Source organism: Polynucleobacter sp. AP-Jannik-300A-C4 (assembly GCF_018688335.1).
GTDB lineage: Bacteria > Pseudomonadota > Gammaproteobacteria > Burkholderiales > Burkholderiaceae > Polynucleobacter.
Genome location: NZ_CP061316.1, coordinates 887,552 through 907,138 on the forward strand (window position 1 = coordinate 887,552; position 19,587 = coordinate 907,138).

The following is a 19,587-nucleotide window of genomic DNA, read 5'->3' on the forward strand; positions in this document are numbered from 1 at the left end:
TAAAACACAATGTTGAATGAATTACGCATGAAGATCGAAAAAAATACCGTTGTATCCCTGCGCTACAAATTAACTGATGCGCAAAACAATATTATCGAGGAACCAGATTCTCCGATGGTATACCTGCATGGAGGATATGAGGGTACTTTTCCAAAGATTGAGACTTTATTAGATGGTCAAGATGTCGGTTATGAAGCCAGCATTCAGCTTGAACCCAGCGAAGCTTTTGGCGAGTATGATCCAGAGCTCTTAAAGATTGAACCACGTGCCCGCTTTCCGGAACCTTTGGAAGTAGGGATGCAGTTTGAGGGTGTGCCAGATGCCGAAGAAGAGGGTGAGTCTAGTGATGTGGATGAGGAGCCCTTGATCTATACCGTTACTGATGTAGCAGATAGCCAAGTAGTTTTAGATGGTAATCATCCGCTAGCTGGTATGGCCTTGCGTTTTTGGGTTCAAGTAGAAGATATTCGTGCTGCAACTGATGAAGAAATAGAAAATCAACACCCTGAGGGTGCTGAGGCATTCGCATTTGGCATGCCTGATGATGCTTCAGAGGAAGATGAGGATGAGTTAATTGATGCCACCCCTCATGCTGGCGGTTCATCCCCAACACTGCATTAAGCTACTCTTTAAGCCATTCTTTTAGTGCACCAAGATCACGCTTGGTGTCGCTTGATTCGCTAGCATCAGATGCTGGTGTGTTGCTTAATTTAGCGATTACTTTTTCGAGAGCTGCAATTTTTGCTTCTTGCTCTAAAGTCGCATCAATCAAACCCTTCAACGCCATAGATACTGGGTCATCTACGTTTGGAGTCACGCCATAAGCAGAGAAGTACTCTTTCACTTTGCTATCTGGTGTGCTTGCCTGCGGTAAATCTGGATGCAAAATACGCGCAGGAATTCCTACTGCGGTGGCTCCGGCAGGGATTTCTTTCAGTACTACGGCATTAGATCCAACTCGAGCACCATCACCCACAGTAAAGCCGCCAAGAACTTTTGCTCCAGCACTAATGACTACGCCTTTACCTAAAGTAGGGTGACGCTTTACTCCTTTGTAGAGAGAGGTTCCACCTAAGGTAACCCCTTGATAGATGGTGCAATCATCACCAATCTCGGTAGTTTCTCCAATCACAATCCCAAGGCCATGATCTAAAAAAACGCGACGACCAATCTTCGCTCCAGGGTGAATTTCAATGCCGGTAATAAAGCGAGCCAACATTGACAGAAGGCGTGCAACCCATTTCAGGCCCAAGTTCCACAGACCATGAGATGCCCGATGAATCCACACGGCATGCAAACCTGGATAGCAGGTAATGACCTCTAGACGATTTCTCGCGGCGGGGTCACGCACGATGATGGAGTCGACTTGGTCGAAAAGTGAATTAAACATAAATCAATTTTAACGGGTAAAGACCAAATTTATTTTCTGGAGAGCATCTGCTTAGCAATGCCGCGTAGAAGATCGATCTCTTCTTTATGGAGTCGAGTTCTAGCAAAGAGGGCTTGCAAGCGTGGCATAAGCTTCTTCGGGTTGGCGGGATCGAGATAGCCAATTGCTTCTAGCCCCTCACGCCAGTGCTCTAACATGGCGGCTACGGCAGCCGGATCCGCAAAATCTACCACTTCCATGCTCGAATTAAGGGGGGCAACTCCAGCATCTTTTGTCAAAGCCTCTCGCAGGGTAAAGGCGCAAACCATCATGGCTTGGGCGAGATTTAGAGATGGGTACAAGGGGTTTGCATCGAGCCAAACCCGATGGGTGCAAAGTGAGAGGTGATGGTTGTCTAAGCCGGTACGCTCTGGCCCAAACAGAAGAGCGACACGCTGTTTACTAGCAATAGCTGCCTGAATGAGGGGGCGGGCATCTAGCCAGCTGATTGCTGGTGGCCCAAATTCACGATCGCGACTAGTTAAGCCCAGTACAAGGGGGCAGTCTTGAACGGCTGACTCTAGTGATGAGCTCTCTTGACTAGATTCCAGGATATCAACGGCACCACTAGCTAGGGCGATTGCCTCTGATGTGTGGGCAACCCTCGCAATCTTTGGTGAAATCAGGCGCAGATCACTAAATCCCATGGTTTTAAGTGCGCGCGCAGCTGAACCTACGTTTCCAGGGTGGCTGGTTTCAACTAAAACCCAACGTAGTAACTGTGCTTGTGCGTTATTCATATCAACAGGAATTCTCTAGGAGCTTGGATGTTCAAAGGAGCAATCGTTTAGAATCAGGGTGTTAGCTCCTTATTGTCCTGCAGTTTGCAATCTAGTGAGCTTGTTCTTATTTAATTTGTCCATCAATACTATGCATCCCATGTTAAATGTGGCCGTTAAGGCTGCCCGTCGTGCCGGAACCGTGATTAATAGGGCTTCTCTCAATTTAGAGCGCCTTCAGGTTGACCGCAAACAACATAATGACTTTGTTACCGAGGTGGACAGACAAGCTGAAGCGGCCATTATTGAGACGCTCAGCGAAGCATATCCAACACATGGTTTTTTGGCTGAAGAGACTGGCGCTCAAAATAGCGATGCAGAAAACGTATGGATCATTGATCCCCTGGATGGCACAACCAACTTTATTCATGGCTTTCCGCAATATGCAGTTTCGATTGCGCTCTCAGTCAACGGCATCACTCAGCAAGCAGTGGTGTATGACCCAACCCGCGACGAACTCTTTACCGCTACACGTGGTGCAGGCGCCTACTTAGACCGCCGGCGTTTACGTGTTGCTACTCAAGACCGTTTAGCTAATTCTTTACTTGGCACCGGTTTTCCGTATCGCGAAGATCAGGATCTAGAAAAGTATTTAAAAATCTTTGCAGAGATGTCACGAAATTGTGCTGGTCTGCGTCGTCCTGGTGCTGCATCTTTGGATTTAGCTTATGTTGCTGCTGGTCGTTACGATGGATTCTTTGAGAGTGATCTCAAGCCATGGGATATGGCTGCAGGGGCTTTATTAATTACTGAAGCAGGTGGACTCATCGGCAACTACCGCGGCGAAGAAGGCTTCTTGCAAAGCGGTGAAGTAATGTGTGCAAACCCGCGTATTTTTGGTCAGATGGTGCAGTGCTTATCGAAATATTCCATCTGTTAATTTAGGTAACAGAATTAAGTCTTAATCAGGTCGGCGTATCGAACGCCGTCTTGGTTAATGAGTAGTGCACTTGCGCGTGGTCGTCCACTCTCCGGGTGATCTAAATCCCAATCGGATAAGACCCAGCGCTGCCATTCTTGGCCCAAAAGATTTTCTTGATGGTGCTGGGGAAGATGGGTATGTCCATGAATCAATTGATTGCCATTCTGATCTCTCAGTACTGCAGCGCATGCTGCTAAGGTGACATCTGTTTTGGCCTGTGCGCCATCAACAGTAGAGTGCATCGAACGCTGATACTGCATGCCACTATTGTTTCGCAGATGATTTGCAATCGAACGACGCCATTTCAAAGGCAATTTCAAGAATAATTTTTGAATCCAAGCTTTGCGAACCCAACCACGAAACACTTGATAACCAATATCTGCTGTGCAAAGAGAATCGCCATGACAAAGAACATATTCAGATCCAGCAATGTTGATATTGCTTGGATCGGGCATGAAGGTCATGCCCGTCTTGCTTAAGAAATGCTTTCCAACTAAAAAATCTCGATTACCGTGAAGATAATACGTTTTCACTTTAGTCGAGAGTGTTGCAAGCGCATGCTTCACTTCTTGTTGAAAAGGGGAGTGCTGGGCAGCATCATCTCCAACCCAATATTCAAACAAGTCACCCAGGATAAATACAGCCTCTACCTTGGGGGCATCCTTTTCACAAAAATCAAAAAATCGTTGCGCGGTCAAGGGCATTGACGGCGTGAGATGTAAATCAGAAATGAATAACGCGCTCGCGTATTGCGGGATCATTCCTCGAGAACGCTTGCCTTTTCAATAACAACATCTTCTTTAGGAACATCTTGATGAAAGCCGGAATTACCAGTCTTTACTTTACGAATCGTATCAACCACATCTAGGCCATCAGTAACCTTGCCAAAAACGGCATAACCCCAGCCTTGAGCACTTGGTGAAGTGTGATTCAAGAAGTCATTGTCATTTACGTTAATGAAAAATTGGGCTGTCGCAGAGTGTGGATCACTAGTGCGTGCCATGGCTACTGTGCCACGATCGTTCTTGAGACCATTGTTTGCTTCATTCTCAATTTGGGCGCCAGAAGATTTTTCTTTCAGACCAGCAGTCATGCCTCCGCCTTGAATCATGAAGTTATCAATGACGCGATGGAAAATCGTGCCATCGTAGTGACCGCTTTTAACGTACTCTAAAAAATTGGCAACGGTCTTTGGTGCCTTAGCAGCATCTAAGGTGAGGGTGATATCACCCTGATTTGTTTTGAGTAAAACTTTGGCCATGGTGTATTAACTTTCTGATGAGTTAGTAGATAAAAAAGTATAAAAATTAGTTTGAACTAGGTGATATCGGCGCGATTGCTGGTGCTGTTGGGGCAGCCCTTTTCTTGGGCGGCTTTAATATTTCCATCAGTGCTTTTGCACGATTGGTGTATTGGCGCTGATTGAGAACAGCATCTTTTGCTGCATTGTCGTAGGACTGTGCCGCAAGGCGAATGTAGACCTCACCTAAGTTGGCTGCAGCTACGGTATAGCTAGGGCGTAATTTCAGAGCAAGCTCTAAGTAATCCCTAGCCTCAATCCAATTGCCCTGATTAGCAGCAAGTGCAGCTAGGTTGTTATAGGGCTCTGGCAACTCTGGAAATTGTTGGGTAATTTCAATTAATGTCTTCTTGGCTGGATCCCACTGACGCATTTCAATCTGCATGCGCGCTTTGACATAACGTAACTGCACGTTACCTGGGGTTTTCTTGAGACGCTGGTTAATGAGGTCGATGGCTTCCGGATATTTTTTGGCTTTAACCAATTTTTCAATATCTGATGGAATCCCATTTTTAGTGACTGGATCTGGCTCAATAATCAAAAACGATAGAAAAGGAACGGCTACTGAGTCTGAAAGCTCAGAATTAAATTGATCGTACCCAGCATCATTGCCGGCTAGTCTTGGTGGGTCATTGGGGCCGTAGGAGCCCAAATAGGGGGCTTGGGTGCCTTGAGCAGCGCCGGCTGAGGCGGCATTAAGAGCCTTAATTTCAGCATCAGCCAGTTGTTGGCCTGGCGTGCTGCAGCCAGCTAGTAATAAAACAGCAAAAATACAGCTCAAGCCAGCCAATTGGGCCGGACGTGGTGAAAAAAGGTTAACTGGCATAGGGGGCGGGGTGAAAAACGGGCTCATTCGATATACTCAGCGCTCAGTCTAACAAATTGGCGCTACTTGCCCACCTTTATAGCCCCTATGCTGCAAATCTATAACACCCTCAGTCGCTCTAAACAGGCCTTTGTACCCATCGAGCCGGGTAAGGTGAAGATGTATGTCTGTGGAATGACCGTATATGACTTTTGCCATATTGGGCATGCCCGGGTGATGATTGTGTTTGATATGGTGGTGCGCTGGTTGCGGGCTAGTGGCTACGAAGTGGTTTACGTTCGCAATATCACTGATATCGATGACAAGATCATCAATCGCGCCATTGAGAATGGTGAGCCCATTGCGGCGCTGACCCAGCGTTTTATTGATGCAATGCATGCTGACTCGGATGAGTTGGGCTTAATGCATCCAGATCACGAGCCCCGCGCAACAGATTACATAAGCCAAATGCAGGGCATGATTGGGCGTTTGATAGAAAAAGAATTGGCCTATCAAGGCGAGGATGGCGATGTCAATTTTGCTGTTCGCTTATTCCCTGAGTACGGTCGTCTCTCCGGTAAATCTTTAGATGAATTAAATGCGGGTGAGCGTGTCGCAGTTGGCGGTGGCAAACGGGATCCCTTGGATTTTGTTTTATGGAAAAGTGCTAAGCCAGAAGAGCCTGCGGATACTCGCTGGAAATCACCGTGGGGTGAAGGTCGTCCTGGATGGCATATTGAGTGCTCTGCTATGTCCTGCGATTTACTAGGTGAGCATTTTGATATTCATGGTGGTGGTGCTGATTTGCAATTTCCTCATCATGAGAACGAGATCGCTCAGAGTGAGGGAGCTTTATATGGCCAAGATCATCAGGCTAGCGATGAACCTTTTGTAAATTACTGGATGCACAACGGACATATTCGCGTGAATGAAGAAAAAATGTCCAAGTCCTTGGGTAATTTTTTCTTGATTCGGGATGTTCTGAAGAATTTCGACCCTGAGGTCTTGCGTTTCTTTATGCTGCGTGCCCACTATCGCAGTCCTATTAACTATAGCGATGCTCAGCTTGAAGAGGCACGCTCAGGCTTAGTTCGTTTGTACACGGCATTAGCTCAAGCGCCAGCAAGCAATCAGGCTCTAGACCCTTATTCTCCATGGGCTAAGCGTTTTACTGATGCTATGAATGATGACTTCAATACACCTGAAGCTATTGCAGCTCTATTTGATTTGGCAAGCGAAGTCAATCGTACGCAGGGTGATGAGAAGGTGCAGCTTGCCTCTATCCTCAAAGGCTTGGCTGGAACCCTCAACTTCTTGCAGCGAGAGCCAACTCTATTTTTACAAGAAGGATCTCGTGGTGGTGATGTAGGTTTATCTGCTGCTGCAATTGAAGAGCAGATCGCTGCACGAGTTGCGGCAAAGCAAGCCAAAGATTTTGCCAAGGCAGATTTGATTCGCACAACTTTATTGGAACAGGGTGTAGTCTTAGAAGACAAACCTGGTGGCCTGACTGAATGGCGTAGAAATTAAGTAATTCAATTCGTGATTGAGAATGTATTTTGACTAAAGCAGCAGAGCAAGAAATTTTTGAAGAATCAGCCCCGGAGTATTGGGAGCAAGCTTGTGCTGAGTTGATTAAACAAGACCGTATCCTAAAAAAATTGATTCCAAAGCATGGCTCAGTTTTTTTGAGGACTCGCGGTGATGCATTTACGACATTGGCCAGATCGATTGTTGGTCAGCAAATTTCTGTAGCAGCAGCTCAGTCAGTTTGGAATAAAGTTTTGCTTGCCGCTAAAAACAAAGTTAACCCTAAAAATATCCTTGCTTTAAGTGTTGAAGAATTACGTTCGGCTGGTTTATCGGGTCGTAAGGTCGAGTACATCCGTGATTTAGCTGAGCACTTCAATTCTGGCCGTTTGCATGCCAATCAGTGGAAAGGCATGGAAGATGAGGCCATCATCAAAGAGTTATGTGAAATTCGGGGTATTGGGCGCTGGACCGCTGAAATGTTCCTTATTTTCAATATGGTTAGACCGAATATCCTCCCTTTAGACGATGTCGGTCTAATTAAGGCCATTTCCCTCAATTACTTCAGTGGAGAGCCTGTTAGCAGGCATGAGGCCCGCGAAGTGGCTGCCAATTGGGCCCCTTGGCGCACGGTTGCAACCTGGTATATGTGGAGAAGTCTCGACCCCATTCCCGTTGAATATTAAAATCAAGCTATGAAAACGACTTTCCTGGATTTTGAGCAGTCAATCGCTGAACTAGAGTCAAAGATTGAAGAGCTGCAATTTGTGCAAGATGAATCATCGGTAGACATCTCTGATGAGATTAAAACGCTTTCCGAAAAAAGTCAGCAGCTGACTAAAGATATTTATGCCAATCTCAGTCCTTGGCAAGTTTCACAAGTGGCGCGTCATCCACAGCGTCCTTATACCCTCGATTATGTTGGCGCTTTATTTACAGATTTTCATGAGCTCCATGGCGATCGCAATTTTGCAGATGATCAATCCATCATTACCGGCTTAGCGCGCTTCGAGAATCAACCATGCGTAGTGATTGGCCATCAGAAGGGTCGCGATACTAAAGAGCGCGCCTTGCGTAACTTTGGTATGAGCCGCCCCGAGGGTTACCGCAAAGCAAAGCGTGTGATGCGCTTGGCTGAAAAATTTAAATTGCCTGTATTTACTTTTGTCGACACACCAGGCGCATTTCCAGGGATCGACGCAGAAGAGCGTAACCAGTCCGAGGCGATTGGTCACAACCTCTATGTACAAGCCGAATTAGAAGTGCCTATCATCGCGACCATTATTGGTGAGGGTGGTTCTGGCGGTGCTTTAGCAATTGCAATGGGTGATGTGGTGTTGATGTTGCAGAACTCAACCTATTCTGTGATTTCACCCGAAGGCTGCGCATCTATTCTTTGGAAGACTGCTGACAAGGCGCCAGAGGCTGCTGAGCAATTGGGTTTGACAGCGCAACGTTTAAAGACAATCGGCTTGATTGACAAGATCGTTGCTGAACCAACTGGTGGTGCGCATCGTGATTACGAGACCATGATGAATAACATGCGCAAAGCCTTGGCTGAGTCACTGAAAACCTTCGATGGTATGAAAGTGGATGCGCTTCTTGAGCGTCGACATGAACGCTTAATGGGCTATGGCAAGTTCAAGGAAATCGAAGCCAAGTCCTAAGGCGACTCTTCAGGCGGCTTCAGCAGCGGCCAAACGTATTGGTCTTGCCTTAAGTGGTGGGCTTGATTCGGTTGTCTTGCTTGATGCCGTTTGCAAGACAGTCCAAACAGATCCTAATAACTCAACTGAGATTTGGGTATTCCATATTCACCATGGCTTACAAAAGCCTGCCGATCAGTGGCTGGAGTTTTGCGAGAAGCTAGCCAAAAAGTACCGAGTACATTTTGATTTCCGTTTATTGCATTTTGCAGATCAATCGCAGGGCAATATTGAAGCCCGGGCTAGAGCAGAGCGCTACGATGCCTTAACGGAGTTGTGTATTGAGCATGGCATTGAAGATCTACTCTTAGCCCACCACCAAAACGATCAAGCCGAAACCGTCCTATTGCAGCTCTTGCGAGGTTCTGGTGTATCTGGTTTATCTGGTATGCCACTTAACCGTGTCAACGCATATGACAATCAGTTTATTACGCTCTGGCGACCTCTGCTCAATCTCAGTAAGCCTGAGCTTGAAACTTACGCCAAAGAACACAAACTCAAATGGGTAGAAGATCCCAGCAATCAAAATACGCGCTATCGCCGAAATGCGATTCGTAAAGACATCATTCCGAGGTTGGAGAAAATTCAGCCAGGTGCGATTGCCAATTTAGCTCGCAGTGCAGACCTGCTTGCCCAGTCTCAATTGCTGCTCGATCGCCTGGCTAGACAAGATGGCAAGCATATTCTTCAAGCCCAGTGCTTAAGGCTAACACCTCTCTTGCTTCTTGCGAAGGAAAATAAAGCGGCTGCTAATAATTTGATGCGCTACTGGCTCAAGCTAAATGATTTAGCAATGCCATCCCAGGAGCGTCTTGAGGCTTGGTGGAAAGATCTGATGGCTGTAAAAACAGATTCAAATTTGGCATGGCAACATGATGAGGCGAGCATTTATTTATGGCGTGGCCTCTTACAAGTGGCAAATCGCAAAGTCGGGCAGTGGGTATTTCGTGATGTCCCTGCTCGGAGCAGGTCGCTTGGCTTGCCTGCTGGCTGGGTTAAACAAGCCCAAAATCAGGGTCTTGTTGAGGAAAGGCTTCGTCTGGGGGCAGAAAAGCTCCAAATCAAGCCCAATACCCCACGAAAAACCCTCAAGAACCTTTTCCAAGAATCAGATACCCCGCCTTGGGAGCGACAGGCGCCACTGCTTTATATCAATGATGAACTGATAGCGGTCGCTGGGGTGGGGGCGAGCTACCCACATTTGGTGTCGACTGGTAAGCGAGTGCTACCATGCTGGGAATCGCTTTAAGTTAATAAATTCCGCCGGATTCTTTTTGGTGTCGAATGGCATTGATGAGGATTGTTTTTTTCGACTCCTCGAAGCTATACAAGGCGATATACCCACTCTTTCCCCGTGAGATCACTAACTCTCTTTGATGGGTATTGCAAAGCCGCCCAAGTAGTGGGTGCCTTGCTAGGATTTTTATAGCCTCTTCAATTAATTCGATAGTGAGAAGTGCCTCACTTTTGTTATTTTCAATTAGGAAGTCAGTAAGCCGTTCTAGATCATCAAGTGCTTGTGGAGCAAAAACAATTCTTACCAATTGCTAACTTTCAATGTCGATTTTTTCCCTGCGATACAGGCTTTCATTGCTTCGAAAACTTTGTCTGATTCAAAGACCTTACCATTTTTGATAACCCCTTCGCGTGCAATGTTGGCTTGCTCGATGAAGTTCCTGCGTATTTCCGCATTGATGCTGGCCTGCTTAATAGCCTCCACCATAAATGCGTGGGGAGTCATGCCAAGCTCTTTAGCTGCATTTGTAGCTTGCTGTTTAATTTCTTCGGTGAGCTTTAGGGATGTTGTGCTGACTATGCTCATATCGGTCTCCTGGTGTTACTTTAGTAACACCAATCCTATCCCCAGACCAAGCTGCTGTCAATGCCTGGCGTTTAGGGTGATAAAAACCCTGTAAAATAAGCCCCTTTTAGACCCTAGGGAATGCATTTCCCTATAAACAGACAATACAACGGATTTATGGCTCTTATCGTTCATAAGTATGGTGGCACCTCAATGGGCTCAGTTGAGCGCATTCAGAACGTCGCTAAACGCGTTGCCAAGTGGATGCGTGCTGGCCACCAGGTAGTCGTAGTGCCCTCAGCGATGTCGGGCGAAACAAACCGTTTGCTTGGTTTGGCGAAGGACATCAATCCTGATGCCAATCCCCGAGAACTAGATCAAATCGCTTCTACGGGTGAGCAGGTTAGCTCTGGCTTATTGGCTTTGGCATTACTGCGCGAAGGAGTTGATGCAGTCAGCTATGCTGGTTGGCAGGTAACAGTTCACACGGATTCATCATTTACTAAAGCCCGCATCAAGAGCATTGATGACAAGAAAATTCTTGCTGATCTCAATGCTGGACGTGCTGTAGTAGTTACTGGCTTCCAAGGCGTTGATCCAGATGGCAACATCACCACTTTAGGTCGTGGCGGCTCTGACACTTCAGCTGTTGCCATGGCTGCTGCACTGAAGGCGGATGAGTGCTTGATTTACACCGACGTCGATGGCGTCTACACGACAGATCCACGCGTTTGTGAAGATGCACGTCGCTTAGACAAAATTACTTTTGAAGAAATGCTCGAGATGGCAAGTCTTGGTTCAAAGGTATTGCAAATTCGTTCGGTTGAGTTTGCTGGTAAGTACAAAGTTAAAACCCGTGTTCTGTCATCGCTGACAGATCCATTGATGCCCCTTGCTGAAGAGATGAAGTCGGGCACCTTGATTACATTTGAAGAGGACAGCACTATGGAAGCCGCAGTTATTTCCGGCATCGCCTTTGCGCGTGATGAAGCAAAAATTACCGTTCTTGGCGTTCCTGATCGCCCAGGTATCGCTTATCAAATTTTGGGTCCAATTGCGGATGCCAATATTGATGTGGATATCATCATTCAGAACCAATCCTTTGAAGGTAAGACGGACTTCACTTTCACAGTGCCTCGTGCTGATTATCAAAAAGCTCTGGACTTACTCAAGAGCAATGTCCAATCCCATATCGAAGCTAAAGAAATTTCAGGCGACCCTAAGGTTTCTAAAGTATCCGTAGTTGGTGTTGGTATGCGCTCCCATGTTGGCGTTGCCAGCAAAATGTTCCGCACATTATCAGAAGAGGGCATCAATATCTTGATGATCTCTACCAGTGAAATCAAGATCTCAGTCGTTATTGATGAGAAATATATGGAGTTGGCTGTACGTGCTCTCCATAAGGCCTTTGAGTTAGATCAGAAGTAAGAATCGGCATTAAACCGCTGTAAATCCCTGCAGGCATAGGAATCAGTTAAACTGTGGGGCGTTGTTAATGTATCAATACGGAGACGTGGCCGAGCTGGTCGAAGGCACTCCCCTGCTAAGGGAGCATCGGGGCTAAAACTCTGATCGGAGGTTCGAATCCTCTCGTCTCCGCCAAAATCCTTGTGATTTAACTGCTTGAGCCGCTACGACAAATAACGAAGCCCCGTAACTGGGGCTTTTTTATTTTCGCAATTGGTAAATTTAGACTCATACTGTGCTCAAGTTTTTAAATTGGGGCAAGGGGCACCAATAATGCTTTTCTTGCACCGCTATGGCCAGTTGCTTAAATTGATATCTCATTCTTGCCGATATTCTCATGGTGTGTCTTGTCTCTAGAGCTACCCTTAAAGCTAATAATCTAGGGGTATACGAGCACCTAAAAGAGATGACTAAGGTCAATATTTAAGAAATAGAATATTGCTACACTGAATGGTAAGTGGTTGAAAAAAATATTATTAGGAGATTAGTTATGAAATCAATTGTTTCAGCTTTAGTCCTTGCTTTATGTTCTGGCCTTTCTTTCAGCGTTTCCGCAAAAGATACTGTCAAGATTGCCTATATTGGACCTTTGACGGGTGGTGTATCGGCTAACGGAATAGGTGGCCGAAATTCTGCGGATCTTGCAGTGCGCATGAGAAATCAAGATCCCAATGCTAAATATAAATATGAGCTTGTATCTGCCGATGACGAGTGCAAGCCAAACGTTGGCGTTCAGGTGGCCACAAAAATTGCTTCCGATAACTCAATCATTGCCGGTGTAACTCACTACTGTTCTGCTGTAGCGATGAGCACAGTGGATGTTTATCATAAGTTTGGCCTGCCTGTGATGGTGTGGGGTGCAGTTTTGCCTGAGATCACCTATGCCAATGATTACAAAGAAGTCCATCGTGTTAACGGTACTATGATCAACCAAAATGAGGTTGCAGCTAAATTCCTAACAGGGCTTGGCTATAAAAAGTGGGTCATTATTCATGACACCACTGACTACGGCAAAGGTCACAACAAATATTTCACTCAATACTTAACTAAAAATGGCGGTCAGATTCTTGGTACATTTGGAGTAACGGCTGATCAACAAGACTTCACAGCTGAGCTAACAAAGATCAAAGAGTTGAAGCCTGAGGTGGTTTATTTTGGCGGTCTAACACCAATCGGTATTCGTATTCGTACTCAAATGGATCGCCTAGGCATCAAAGCAGTATTCGAAGGAACCTCTGGAATCAAGTCTGATGCCTATATTGAGGGCTTAGGTAAGCTGTCAGAGGGCTCGCTCTCCTTTATTGAGGGTGCTCCATGGGAGAAATTACCAGGAGGCTTGGAGTTTATAGCCAAGTACAACCAGCAAAAATACCCAGACGCACCTGAAGCTTATGGCCCATTTGCATATACGGCCGCAAACCTCATCATGGATGCTATTGAAAAGGCTGGGCCAAATCGTAAAAAGGTAATGGACGTACTTAATAAGACCAACAACGTTGAGACCATCATCGGTAAGGTTAGCTTTGATGATCGTCGCCAAAACATTGTTCCTTTGATTTCCAAGTATGTAGCTCAAGATGGCAAGTGGGTTGTTTGGGAGGATAGTTTGTACGCCAAGAAGCAACGTAAGTTAGGGCAATAAATTTAATTTATTGTTTTCCAACCGAAGTGAAGAGGGTGATAGTGCATGTCGTTTGATATCTTTTTGCAGTACTTGCTTAACGGTTTAATGTTAGGCGTTATTTACGCGATTGTTGCCGTAGGGTTCACTCTTTACTTCGGTGTTTTGGACGTCATTAAGTTCTCGCATGGCGATATTTTGATGGTAGGTGCTTTTGCGGGCCTCACTGCTTATATTGGTATAGCAGGAACTTTTGATTCTCCTTGGCTTCAGCTTTTAGTGCTCGTCCTTATTAGCTTGTCAGTGGCTGCTTTTTTAGGCGCTGTGATTGCTCGCTATTTAATTTTGCCTTTGCAAAAGGCTCCGCCAATTAATACATTGCTTGTCACATTGATGCTGGGCTTGGCCTTGCGTGAAGCTGTACGCCTTTTTTATCCCAATGGTTCGAATCCCAAGCCCTTCCCAAGGTTGTTGCCAACAGATGGAATCTCACTCGGTGAATTTACCCTTCGTTCGGATAGTTTGATTCTGTTGTTAACCGGAATCATCTGTATCGTAGCCGTTCAAAGATTAATTACGCGCAGCAAAATTGGTTTGGCAATTAGGGCGGTTGCGCAAGATAGCGAGACTGCCCGCATTATGGGAATCAATTTTCGGCAGATTGTTCTAATCACCTTCATGCTAGGTTCTGCTCTAGCAGCCCTCGCTGGCTTAATGAACGGCCTTTATTACAACGAGGTGAACTTTAGTATGGGTCTTTTGCTTGGTGTCATTGGTTTCTCTGCTGCAGTTGTTGGAGGGCTTGGTAACTTTTATGGTGCCATTGTCGGAGGTTTTCTATTTGCGGCACTTCAGACTCTTGGTGCTGTGATGTTGCCGGCAATTTTCCCGGATGTACCAAGCGCTTATAAAGATGTATTTGCATTTACAGTCGTCATCATAATCATGGGATTAAAGCCAACCGGCTTGATTTCTGAAAAATCAAGCGAGCGAGTGTAAGAATGAAGCTATTAATCACTACTTTTGTATTGGGTCTGCTTTACAGCATGTTATTGCTGGGGTCGGAGAATCAGGCTGAGGTTGGCGGTTTAGTCGTTCTTGGTTTTATTGTTAGCTTAGTTGGCAAGAAGATGGGATTAATGGATCGACTCGCTGCAGCTGTCCGGGTGCATCCGCAATTTCCAGCATACGCCTCAGTTGCGGGTGTGCTCATCACTATGGCGGTGTTCCACAATTCCCATTTCGCATTGCTGATGTTGGCAACAGTGCTAATTTATTCTGTAGTTTGTCTTGGGTTAAATATTCAGTTCGGCTATGTTGGAATCGTTAACTTCGCTGGAGCTGCATTCTTTGGTATTGGAAGCTACACAGCAGCTGTTTTGGCGACTCATACTGAAGTTCCGCACTTAGTCATTCTTCTGTTGGCAGCATGTGTATCTGCATTGATTGGATCGATCCTGATTTATCCAGTATTGAGAACGCGGGGACACTATGCGGCATTGGTCACCATTGCATTCGGTATTTTGTTTAGAAATTTTTTAGAAGTAAACGACACGTTGGGTGGCCCCCAGGGTATGAAAATCCCCGCGCTAAATCTATTCGGCTGGAATCTTTCCAATGGAATTGAAATAGCTGGCTATGAAATTTCTTTTTACATTCCTTATTTGCTAATCGCCTTAATCCTATTAATTTTAAGTTTCAAAATTACCCGAAACTTAGAGCGTTCGTGGATTGGTTTGAGTATGGATATGGTGCGTACTGATGAGATTGCCGCATCTACATTTGGCGTCAATATTGCCAATTGGAAAATTGTGGCATTCACACTAGGTAACTTCATAGCAGGTATGGCTGGAGCGCTATATGGAATGATGACTGCCTATGTAGCCCCTAATAACTTCACGTTCGCGGACTCCTTGATCATGGTATCCATTGTGATTTTGGGGGGCATCGGCAATCCCTGGGGAATAATTCCTGCTGCAGCAATTGTGGTGATCCTTCCAGAGAAGCTGCAGTTTATTCAAGAGTATCGTTTTTTACTCTACGCAATCGTCGTGATTTTAATTTTGCTATTCCGCCCAGATGGTCTATTACCACGACGTATCCGAGAGTATTTCCCTGGCAAGAAAGCAGGGGGTGAAAAATGAGCCAAGTTAAGAATAAGATTCTGGAATCAAGCAACCTTACTATGCGATTTGGAGGCGTTACTGCGCTAGATTCTCTCAGTTTGCATGTAAATGAGGGTGAGGTTCTCGGTCTTTTGGGTCCGAACGGATCTGGAAAAACAACATTCTTTAATGTGATTACGGGACTTTATCGTGCCACTTCCGGCAATGTAACGTTTAGGGGTAAGGATCTCACTGATGCAACCGCACAAGATGTATATCGTGAGGCGATTACTCGAACTTTCCAGCGCTCAAGACTTTCTTTGCCTTTAACTGTTTTTGACAATATTGCTATTGGTGACAATCGCCGTCTTAATACTGGGCTAATTTTTAATCTTTTTAAACGAAAAGAATTTAAAGACGAATATGACCGGGTAGTCGAACAAGTAAATCAGCTGCTACTGACTTTCAACCCTAAATTAGCTGGAAAAATTTTTGAGCCAGTGGCTAGCTTGCCAATGATTGACCGTCGTCGCATTGAGATTTGTCGTGCTTTGATTAGCGAGCCAGATCTCCTCCTGTTGGATGAGCCTTCTGCGGGAATGACTCACGATGAAACGGCGGAGGTGATGGATGATATTTTGCAAGTTCGCAGCAAAATTAAGCCGTTCACAATTATTTTGATTGAACATGAAATGGGTCTAATCCAGCGTATGACTGAGCGATGCATTGTTTTGAATTACGGCAAAAAAATTGCTGAGGGCACCTATGACGAGATTGTTAATAATCCTGAGGTTCAGGTTGCCTATTTAGGACAAGAATAATCATGAATTTGCTCAATATTCATAATATTTACACGGCCTATGATCGTATTGATGTGCTTGAGGATGTCTCGATTGAGGTTAAGCAAGGTGAAATCACTTGCATCTTGGGTGCGAACGGGGCAGGAAAGTCAACTTTAATTCGATCTATTCTGGGTCTAACGCCGGCTAATCGTGGTCAAATTTTATTTAAAGGTGTAGATATCACGCGCTTACCTTCGCACCGAATTATTGAAGAAGGTATTGCCTGCGTGCCTGAAGGTAGGCGCGTTTTTCCTCGAATGACGGTTGATGAAAATCTTTCCGCCGGGGCCTATTTGGTGAAAGAAAAAAGTGTAATTGAAGAGCGCCGCGCACATGTGAAGGCATTATTTCCGCGTTTAGCTGAACGATCTTCTCAGCTCGCTGGAACGATGTCTGGTGGCGAGCAGGCTATGCTGGCCATTAGCCGCAGCTTAATGAGCTCGCCTGATCTATTAATTTTTGATGAGCCATCTTTAGGGCTATCCCCTCTCTTTGTTAAAGAGAATTTCAAAATTATCAAAGATATAAATCAAATGGGTACAACCGTTCTATTGGTGGAGCAGAATGTGCGACAAACGTTGGCAATTGCCCACCGCGGATATGTAATTTCTAAAGGCCGGGTTGTAGCCAAGGGCGATGCTAAGCAGCTTGCCGAGAATGCAGAAGTTCAAGCTGCCTATTTTGGATAAATCATTGTGAATACAAAATTGAATCCTATTGAATTAACGCAAGAGCTCATTCGTTTTGATACAGTCAATCCTCCCGGTAATGAAGACCAGATTTGTAAATACCTTCAATCTATTTTGGAGGCTGCGGGATACGAATGTCGTCAGATAGAGTTTGCTCCAAGGCGTATGAGTCTAGTAGCAAAAATTGGCTCTTGCAGTCCCGCTAAACCAAGCATTTGCTTTACTGGGCATGTTGATGTTGTTCCGTTGGGTGCTCGTTCCTGGAAGTTTGAGCCATTTGCTGGTTTGATTGATGATGGGAAGCTGTATGGACGCGGCTCGAGTGATATGAAAAGCGGTGTTGCTGCATTTGTAGTTGCTGCAGTACAGGCGGCAAAAGAAGCCAAGCAAGGTGGCGGCGTAACTATGATCATCACCGCTGGTGAAGAAACCGGCTGTGAAGGCGCTTTTCACCTTGCAGCAAGCAAGGAGATCGTTGATTTTCTTGGTCCAGCCGGATGCTTTGTTGTGGCCGAGCCAACTGCCAATGAGCCGCTCTTAGGTCACAAAGGCGCATATTGGTTAAAGGCTACAACAGAGGGCGTTACCGCTCATGGCTCTATGCCTGAAAGAGGAGACAATGCCTTTTATAAGCTGGCTAAAGCTGCTTTAACGCTTGAGCAATTTACCTTTGATACGCCGCCCCACGAGTTGATGGGGCAGGGAACATTAAATGTAGGTACGGCGAAGTCGGGACTAAATATCAATTCCGTGCCAGATGCTGCTGAAATGACTTTAGATATTCGTACAGTTGCTGGACAGAGTCATTCTCATATCTACGGGTGCTTATGTAAGGCGCTAGGACCAACAGTTCAGCTTGATACTATCATTGATATAGAGGGTGTATTTACCCCGGCAAATGACCCGTGGATGGAGCAGGTATTTGAGCACTGCACAAAAATTAATGGTATTCGACCTGTAGAGAAGACGGTATCTTATTTTACGGATGCATCCGCTCTTAAATCAGCGATTGGGAATCCGCCAACGGTAATTCTCGGGCCGGGGCAGCCAGAAATGGCCCATCAAACGGATGAGTTTTGCTATGTTGATAAGATTAAGGATGCAACCCAATTATTTGCCAATCTAATCTCTGACTGGCAAAATACTTAAGCTGGTAATTTTTCGGCTTTGAAGCACTGCTCAGCAAATTCAGCCACGTTCAGTAGTTTTTCATCAGCTCGGTAATTTCCAATTAACTGAATTCCTAGCGGAAGCCCATTGCTTGACCTTCCAACCGGCAGCGCAATAGCTGGAGTCCCTATAAAAGTCCAGAGAGAGCAGAAGATTGGATTGCCAGTAAAGTTAAGACCCTTAGGGGCCTCGCCCGTTGCAGGTGCCGCTAATATCGCATCAAAGTTTTGAAAATATTCAGCTATTGAGAGGCGTAATTCCATCTGCAAATTTTTTGCTTTTATGTAATCGCCTACTGAGCAAGCGTTACCCTTATCGATTAACTCTTTCATATCCTTGCTTAGCAGTTCTGGGAACTTCTCTAGGTGCTTTTCATGCACAACCGCCGCTTCACAGGACATGAGTACGGCTAAAGCCTCTATACCATCCCAATAATTCTGGGGAAGTGAAAGTTCTTTGATATCAGCCCCCGACTTCTCTAGGCACCTTGTGGCGATCTTCACCGTCTCGATCTGTTCTTGGCTTAATAAATCATCAAAGGGTGTTTTCAGGACAACGATGCGAAGTTTGGCATTCCCCAGGGTCTCATTGATTGACTTGGGCAGGAGTTCATCGATAATAATGGCATCTTTCTCATTGAGATCGGTATTCCGAAGTAAGTTAAATGCATATCTAGCATCAGGAACTGTTCTGGTGAAGAATCCTATGTGGTCTAAGGAATCAGAGACCGGGTGCGCCCCTTTCCGAGGGACGGCTCCAAAGCTAGCCTTGTAGCCTACAACGCCACAAAAGGATGCCGGCCTAATGATTGAGCCGGCAGTTTGGGATCCTAGCGCCAATGGGACAATGCCGCTTGCAACGGCGGCAGCGGAACCACTGGAAGAGCCTCCAGGAGTATGAGCATTATTCCAGGGGTTAGTCGTGACACCAGCATGACGCCATGCAAATTCAGTCGTTACGCTTTTGCCGAAAATGACGCCACCTAAGTTACGGATTTTTTTGACAATTTCAGCGTCCTCGCTGGGGACAAAATCTTTGTAAATCATCGATCCATTGCTTGTTGCTAGATCTTTAGTTGCAATGATGTCTTTTATAGCAACTGGGATGCCTTTAAGTGGTCCAGGCCTAGATTCTGTCTGCAGGTCTTTTAATGGGGCTCTTACCGTAAATGCCTTTAACTCGGGCTCTATTTCATCCGCTCGAGAGAAGCATTGCTCTAGGTAATCGTCAGCCTGAAGTTGACCTTTTTGGATTTGCTCGCATGCCTGCAATAGATCTAGAGTTGGTTTCATGTGTCTCATATTTGTTTTTATATTGATTTCCATACTTTATCACTAGCCCTATTTGTTGCCCATTTCTACCGGGGCATTCTGAGCTTAAACCCATTTTTTATTGCTTTTTCCTGGAATATTGATCGAAAA

At 45.6% G+C, this 19,587-nt stretch carries 20 protein-coding genes, 1 tRNA gene and 1 pseudogene; 14 read left to right on the top strand and 8 right to left on the bottom strand.

Translation table 11 applies throughout. The features are described 5' to 3' along the window. Window positions 1–27: 27 nt before the first annotated feature. Window positions 28–621, top strand: a complete 594-nt coding sequence (locus tag FD975_RS04650) for a peptidylprolyl isomerase (protein ID WP_215303500.1) — start codon at window positions 28–30, stop codon at window positions 619–621. A 1-nt stretch (window position 622) separates the two neighbouring features. Here the strand turns inward: FD975_RS04650 and cysE are convergent, their stop codons facing one another. After that, window positions 623–1,390, bottom strand: coding sequence for a serine O-acetyltransferase (gene cysE / locus FD975_RS04655; protein WP_215303502.1), 768 nt, complete (start codon window positions 1,388–1,390; stop codon window positions 623–625). A 29-nt stretch (window positions 1,391–1,419) separates the two neighbouring features. After that, window positions 1,420–2,169: an RNA methyltransferase gene (locus FD975_RS04660; RefSeq protein WP_215303504.1), complete on the bottom strand. Its 750-nt coding sequence runs from the start codon at window positions 2,167–2,169 to the stop codon at window positions 1,420–1,422. 130 nt (window positions 2,170–2,299) lie between these two features. Here FD975_RS04660 and FD975_RS04665 point away from each other — a divergent pair, with 130 nt between their 5' ends. Further along, entirely contained in the window at window positions 2,300–3,088 is a 789-nt protein-coding gene (locus tag FD975_RS04665; RefSeq protein WP_215303506.1) for an inositol monophosphatase family protein, read from the top strand. A 14-nt stretch (window positions 3,089–3,102) separates the two neighbouring features. Here FD975_RS04665 and FD975_RS04670 read toward each other — a convergent pair whose 3' ends face one another. The 3 genes from FD975_RS04670 to FD975_RS04680 are packed head-to-tail and all read right to left on the bottom strand — an operon-like array spanning window position 3,103 to window position 5,256. Continuing rightward, window positions 3,103–3,891: a UDP-2,3-diacylglucosamine diphosphatase gene (locus FD975_RS04670; RefSeq protein ID WP_215303508.1), complete on the bottom strand. Its 789-nt coding sequence runs from the start codon at window positions 3,889–3,891 to the stop codon at window positions 3,103–3,105. Then, window positions 3,888–4,391: a peptidylprolyl isomerase gene (locus tag FD975_RS04675; RefSeq protein ID WP_215303510.1), complete on the bottom strand. Its 504-nt coding sequence runs from the start codon at window positions 4,389–4,391 to the stop codon at window positions 3,888–3,890. The genes FD975_RS04670 and FD975_RS04675 overlap by 4 nt, the downstream gene beginning before the upstream one ends. Window positions 4,392–4,437: 46 nt before the next feature. Further along, on the bottom strand, window positions 4,438–5,256 hold the full coding sequence (locus tag FD975_RS04680; RefSeq protein WP_251371423.1) for a M48 family metallopeptidase: 819 nt from the start codon (window positions 5,254–5,256) through the stop codon (window positions 4,438–4,440). Window positions 5,257–5,343: 87 nt separating this feature from the next. Between FD975_RS04680 and cysS the strand changes: the two genes are divergently transcribed. From cysS to tilS, 4 genes and pseudogenes are all read left to right on the top strand, one after another. Beyond that, window positions 5,344–6,765, top strand: coding sequence for a cysteine--tRNA ligase (gene cysS, locus FD975_RS04685; protein WP_215303513.1), 1,422 nt, complete (start codon window positions 5,344–5,346; stop codon window positions 6,763–6,765). A gap of 59 nt (window positions 6,766–6,824) precedes the next feature. Continuing rightward, a pseudogene (locus tag FD975_RS04690) lies at window positions 6,825–7,451 on the top strand (DNA-3-methyladenine glycosylase); the annotation flags it as partial. Window positions 7,452–7,460: 9 nt separating this feature from the next. After that, on the top strand, window positions 7,461–8,432 hold the full coding sequence (locus FD975_RS04695) for an acetyl-CoA carboxylase carboxyltransferase subunit alpha (protein ID WP_215303517.1): 972 nt from the start codon (window positions 7,461–7,463) through the stop codon (window positions 8,430–8,432). After that, a complete protein-coding gene (gene tilS, locus FD975_RS04700; protein ID WP_215303519.1) occupies window positions 8,398–9,720 on the top strand; it encodes a tRNA lysidine(34) synthetase TilS in 1,323 nt (440 codons plus the stop codon). Before FD975_RS04695 ends, tilS begins: the two co-directional genes overlap by 35 nt. A gap of 1 nt (window position 9,721) precedes the next feature. On the opposite strand, the gene FD975_RS04705 is transcribed toward tilS, so the two are convergent. Both FD975_RS04705 and FD975_RS04710 read right to left on the bottom strand, forming a co-directional pair. Beyond that, window positions 9,722–10,015, bottom strand: a complete 294-nt coding sequence (locus tag FD975_RS04705) for a type II toxin-antitoxin system RelE/ParE family toxin (RefSeq protein WP_215303522.1) — start codon at window positions 10,013–10,015, stop codon at window positions 9,722–9,724. Next, window positions 10,009–10,293 (bottom strand): hypothetical protein, encoded by a 285-nt coding sequence (locus tag FD975_RS04710; protein WP_215303524.1) that lies wholly within the window; start codon window positions 10,291–10,293, stop codon window positions 10,009–10,011. Before FD975_RS04710 ends, FD975_RS04705 begins: the two co-directional genes overlap by 7 nt. A 156-nt stretch (window positions 10,294–10,449) precedes the next feature. Between FD975_RS04710 and FD975_RS04715 the strand changes: the two genes are divergently transcribed. The 8 genes from FD975_RS04715 (at window position 10,450) to FD975_RS04750 (ending at window position 18,145) form a co-directional block, all read left to right on the top strand. After that, window positions 10,450–11,700 carry an aspartate kinase gene (locus FD975_RS04715; protein ID WP_215303526.1) on the top strand — a complete coding sequence of 417 codons (1,251 nt, stop codon included), beginning with the start codon at window positions 10,450–10,452 and terminating at the stop codon, window positions 11,698–11,700. 79 nt (window positions 11,701–11,779) lie between these two features. Beyond that, window positions 11,780–11,874 (top strand) — tRNA-Ser (locus FD975_RS04720). 355 nt (window positions 11,875–12,229) lie between these two features. Beyond that, window positions 12,230–13,381, top strand: a complete 1,152-nt coding sequence (locus FD975_RS04725; protein WP_215303528.1) for a branched-chain amino acid ABC transporter substrate-binding protein — start codon at window positions 12,230–12,232, stop codon at window positions 13,379–13,381. Between the two features lie 45 nt (window positions 13,382–13,426). Then, a complete protein-coding gene (locus tag FD975_RS04730) occupies window positions 13,427–14,359 on the top strand; it encodes a branched-chain amino acid ABC transporter permease (protein WP_215303530.1) in 933 nt (310 codons plus the stop codon). A gap of 2 nt (window positions 14,360–14,361) precedes the next feature. After that, window positions 14,362–15,504 (top strand): branched-chain amino acid ABC transporter permease, encoded by a 1,143-nt coding sequence (locus FD975_RS04735; RefSeq protein ID WP_251371424.1) that lies wholly within the window; start codon window positions 14,362–14,364, stop codon window positions 15,502–15,504. After that, window positions 15,501–16,286, top strand: a complete 786-nt coding sequence (locus tag FD975_RS04740) for an ABC transporter ATP-binding protein (RefSeq protein WP_215303532.1) — start codon at window positions 15,501–15,503, stop codon at window positions 16,284–16,286. Before FD975_RS04735 ends, FD975_RS04740 begins: the two co-directional genes overlap by 4 nt. 2 nt (window positions 16,287–16,288) lie before the next feature. After that, on the top strand, window positions 16,289–16,996 hold the full coding sequence (locus tag FD975_RS04745; RefSeq protein WP_215303534.1) for an ABC transporter ATP-binding protein: 708 nt from the start codon (window positions 16,289–16,291) through the stop codon (window positions 16,994–16,996). A 6-nt stretch (window positions 16,997–17,002) separates the two neighbouring features. Beyond that, window positions 17,003–18,145: a M20 family metallopeptidase gene (locus FD975_RS04750; RefSeq protein ID WP_215303535.1), complete on the top strand. Its 1,143-nt coding sequence runs from the start codon at window positions 17,003–17,005 to the stop codon at window positions 18,143–18,145. Here the strand turns inward: FD975_RS04750 and FD975_RS04755 are convergent. Continuing rightward, complete coding sequence (locus FD975_RS04755) at window positions 18,142–19,467, bottom strand: amidase (RefSeq protein WP_251371425.1); 1,326 nt, start codon at window positions 19,465–19,467, stop codon at window positions 18,142–18,144. The two genes, FD975_RS04750 and FD975_RS04755, sit on opposite strands and share 4 nt — an antisense overlap. Window positions 19,468–19,587 lie beyond the last annotated feature (120 nt).

Bases quoted from the DNA above. Each gene is read 5' to 3' on its own strand.
- FD975_RS04650 (WP_215303500.1), top strand. From the start codon at position 28: ATGAAGATCGAAAAAAATACCGTTGTATCCCTGCGCTACAAATTAACT.
- cysE (WP_215303502.1), bottom strand. From the start codon at position 1,390: ATGTTTAATTCACTTTTCGACCAAGTCGACTCCATCATCGTGCGTGAC.
- FD975_RS04660 (WP_215303504.1), bottom strand. From the start codon at position 2,169: ATGAATAACGCACAAGCACAGTTACTACGTTGGGTTTTAGTTGAAACC.
- FD975_RS04665 (WP_215303506.1), top strand. From the start codon at position 2,300: ATGCATCCCATGTTAAATGTGGCCGTTAAGGCTGCCCGTCGTGCCGGA.
- FD975_RS04670 (WP_215303508.1), bottom strand. From the start codon at position 3,891: ATGATCCCGCAATACGCGAGCGCGTTATTCATTTCTGATTTACATCTC.
- FD975_RS04675 (WP_215303510.1), bottom strand. From the start codon at position 4,391: ATGGCCAAAGTTTTACTCAAAACAAATCAGGGTGATATCACCCTCACC.
- FD975_RS04680 (WP_251371423.1), bottom strand. From the start codon at position 5,256: ATGCCAGTTAACCTTTTTTCACCACGTCCGGCCCAATTGGCTGGCTTG.
- cysS (WP_215303513.1), top strand. From the start codon at position 5,344: ATGCTGCAAATCTATAACACCCTCAGTCGCTCTAAACAGGCCTTTGTA.
- FD975_RS04695 (WP_215303517.1), top strand. From the start codon at position 7,461: ATGAAAACGACTTTCCTGGATTTTGAGCAGTCAATCGCTGAACTAGAG.
- tilS (WP_215303519.1), top strand. From the start codon at position 8,398: ATGGCAAGTTCAAGGAAATCGAAGCCAAGTCCTAAGGCGACTCTTCAG.
- FD975_RS04710 (WP_215303524.1), bottom strand. From the start codon at position 10,293: ATGAGCATAGTCAGCACAACATCCCTAAAGCTCACCGAAGAAATTAAA.
- FD975_RS04715 (WP_215303526.1), top strand. From the start codon at position 10,450: ATGGCTCTTATCGTTCATAAGTATGGTGGCACCTCAATGGGCTCAGTT.
- FD975_RS04725 (WP_215303528.1), top strand. From the start codon at position 12,230: ATGAAATCAATTGTTTCAGCTTTAGTCCTTGCTTTATGTTCTGGCCTT.
- FD975_RS04730 (WP_215303530.1), top strand. From the start codon at position 13,427: ATGTCGTTTGATATCTTTTTGCAGTACTTGCTTAACGGTTTAATGTTA.
- FD975_RS04735 (WP_251371424.1), top strand. From the start codon at position 14,362: ATGAAGCTATTAATCACTACTTTTGTATTGGGTCTGCTTTACAGCATG.
- FD975_RS04740 (WP_215303532.1), top strand. From the start codon at position 15,501: ATGAGCCAAGTTAAGAATAAGATTCTGGAATCAAGCAACCTTACTATG.
- FD975_RS04745 (WP_215303534.1), top strand. From the start codon at position 16,289: ATGAATTTGCTCAATATTCATAATATTTACACGGCCTATGATCGTATT.
- FD975_RS04755 (WP_251371425.1), bottom strand. From the start codon at position 19,467: ATGAGACACATGAAACCAACTCTAGATCTATTGCAGGCATGCGAGCAA.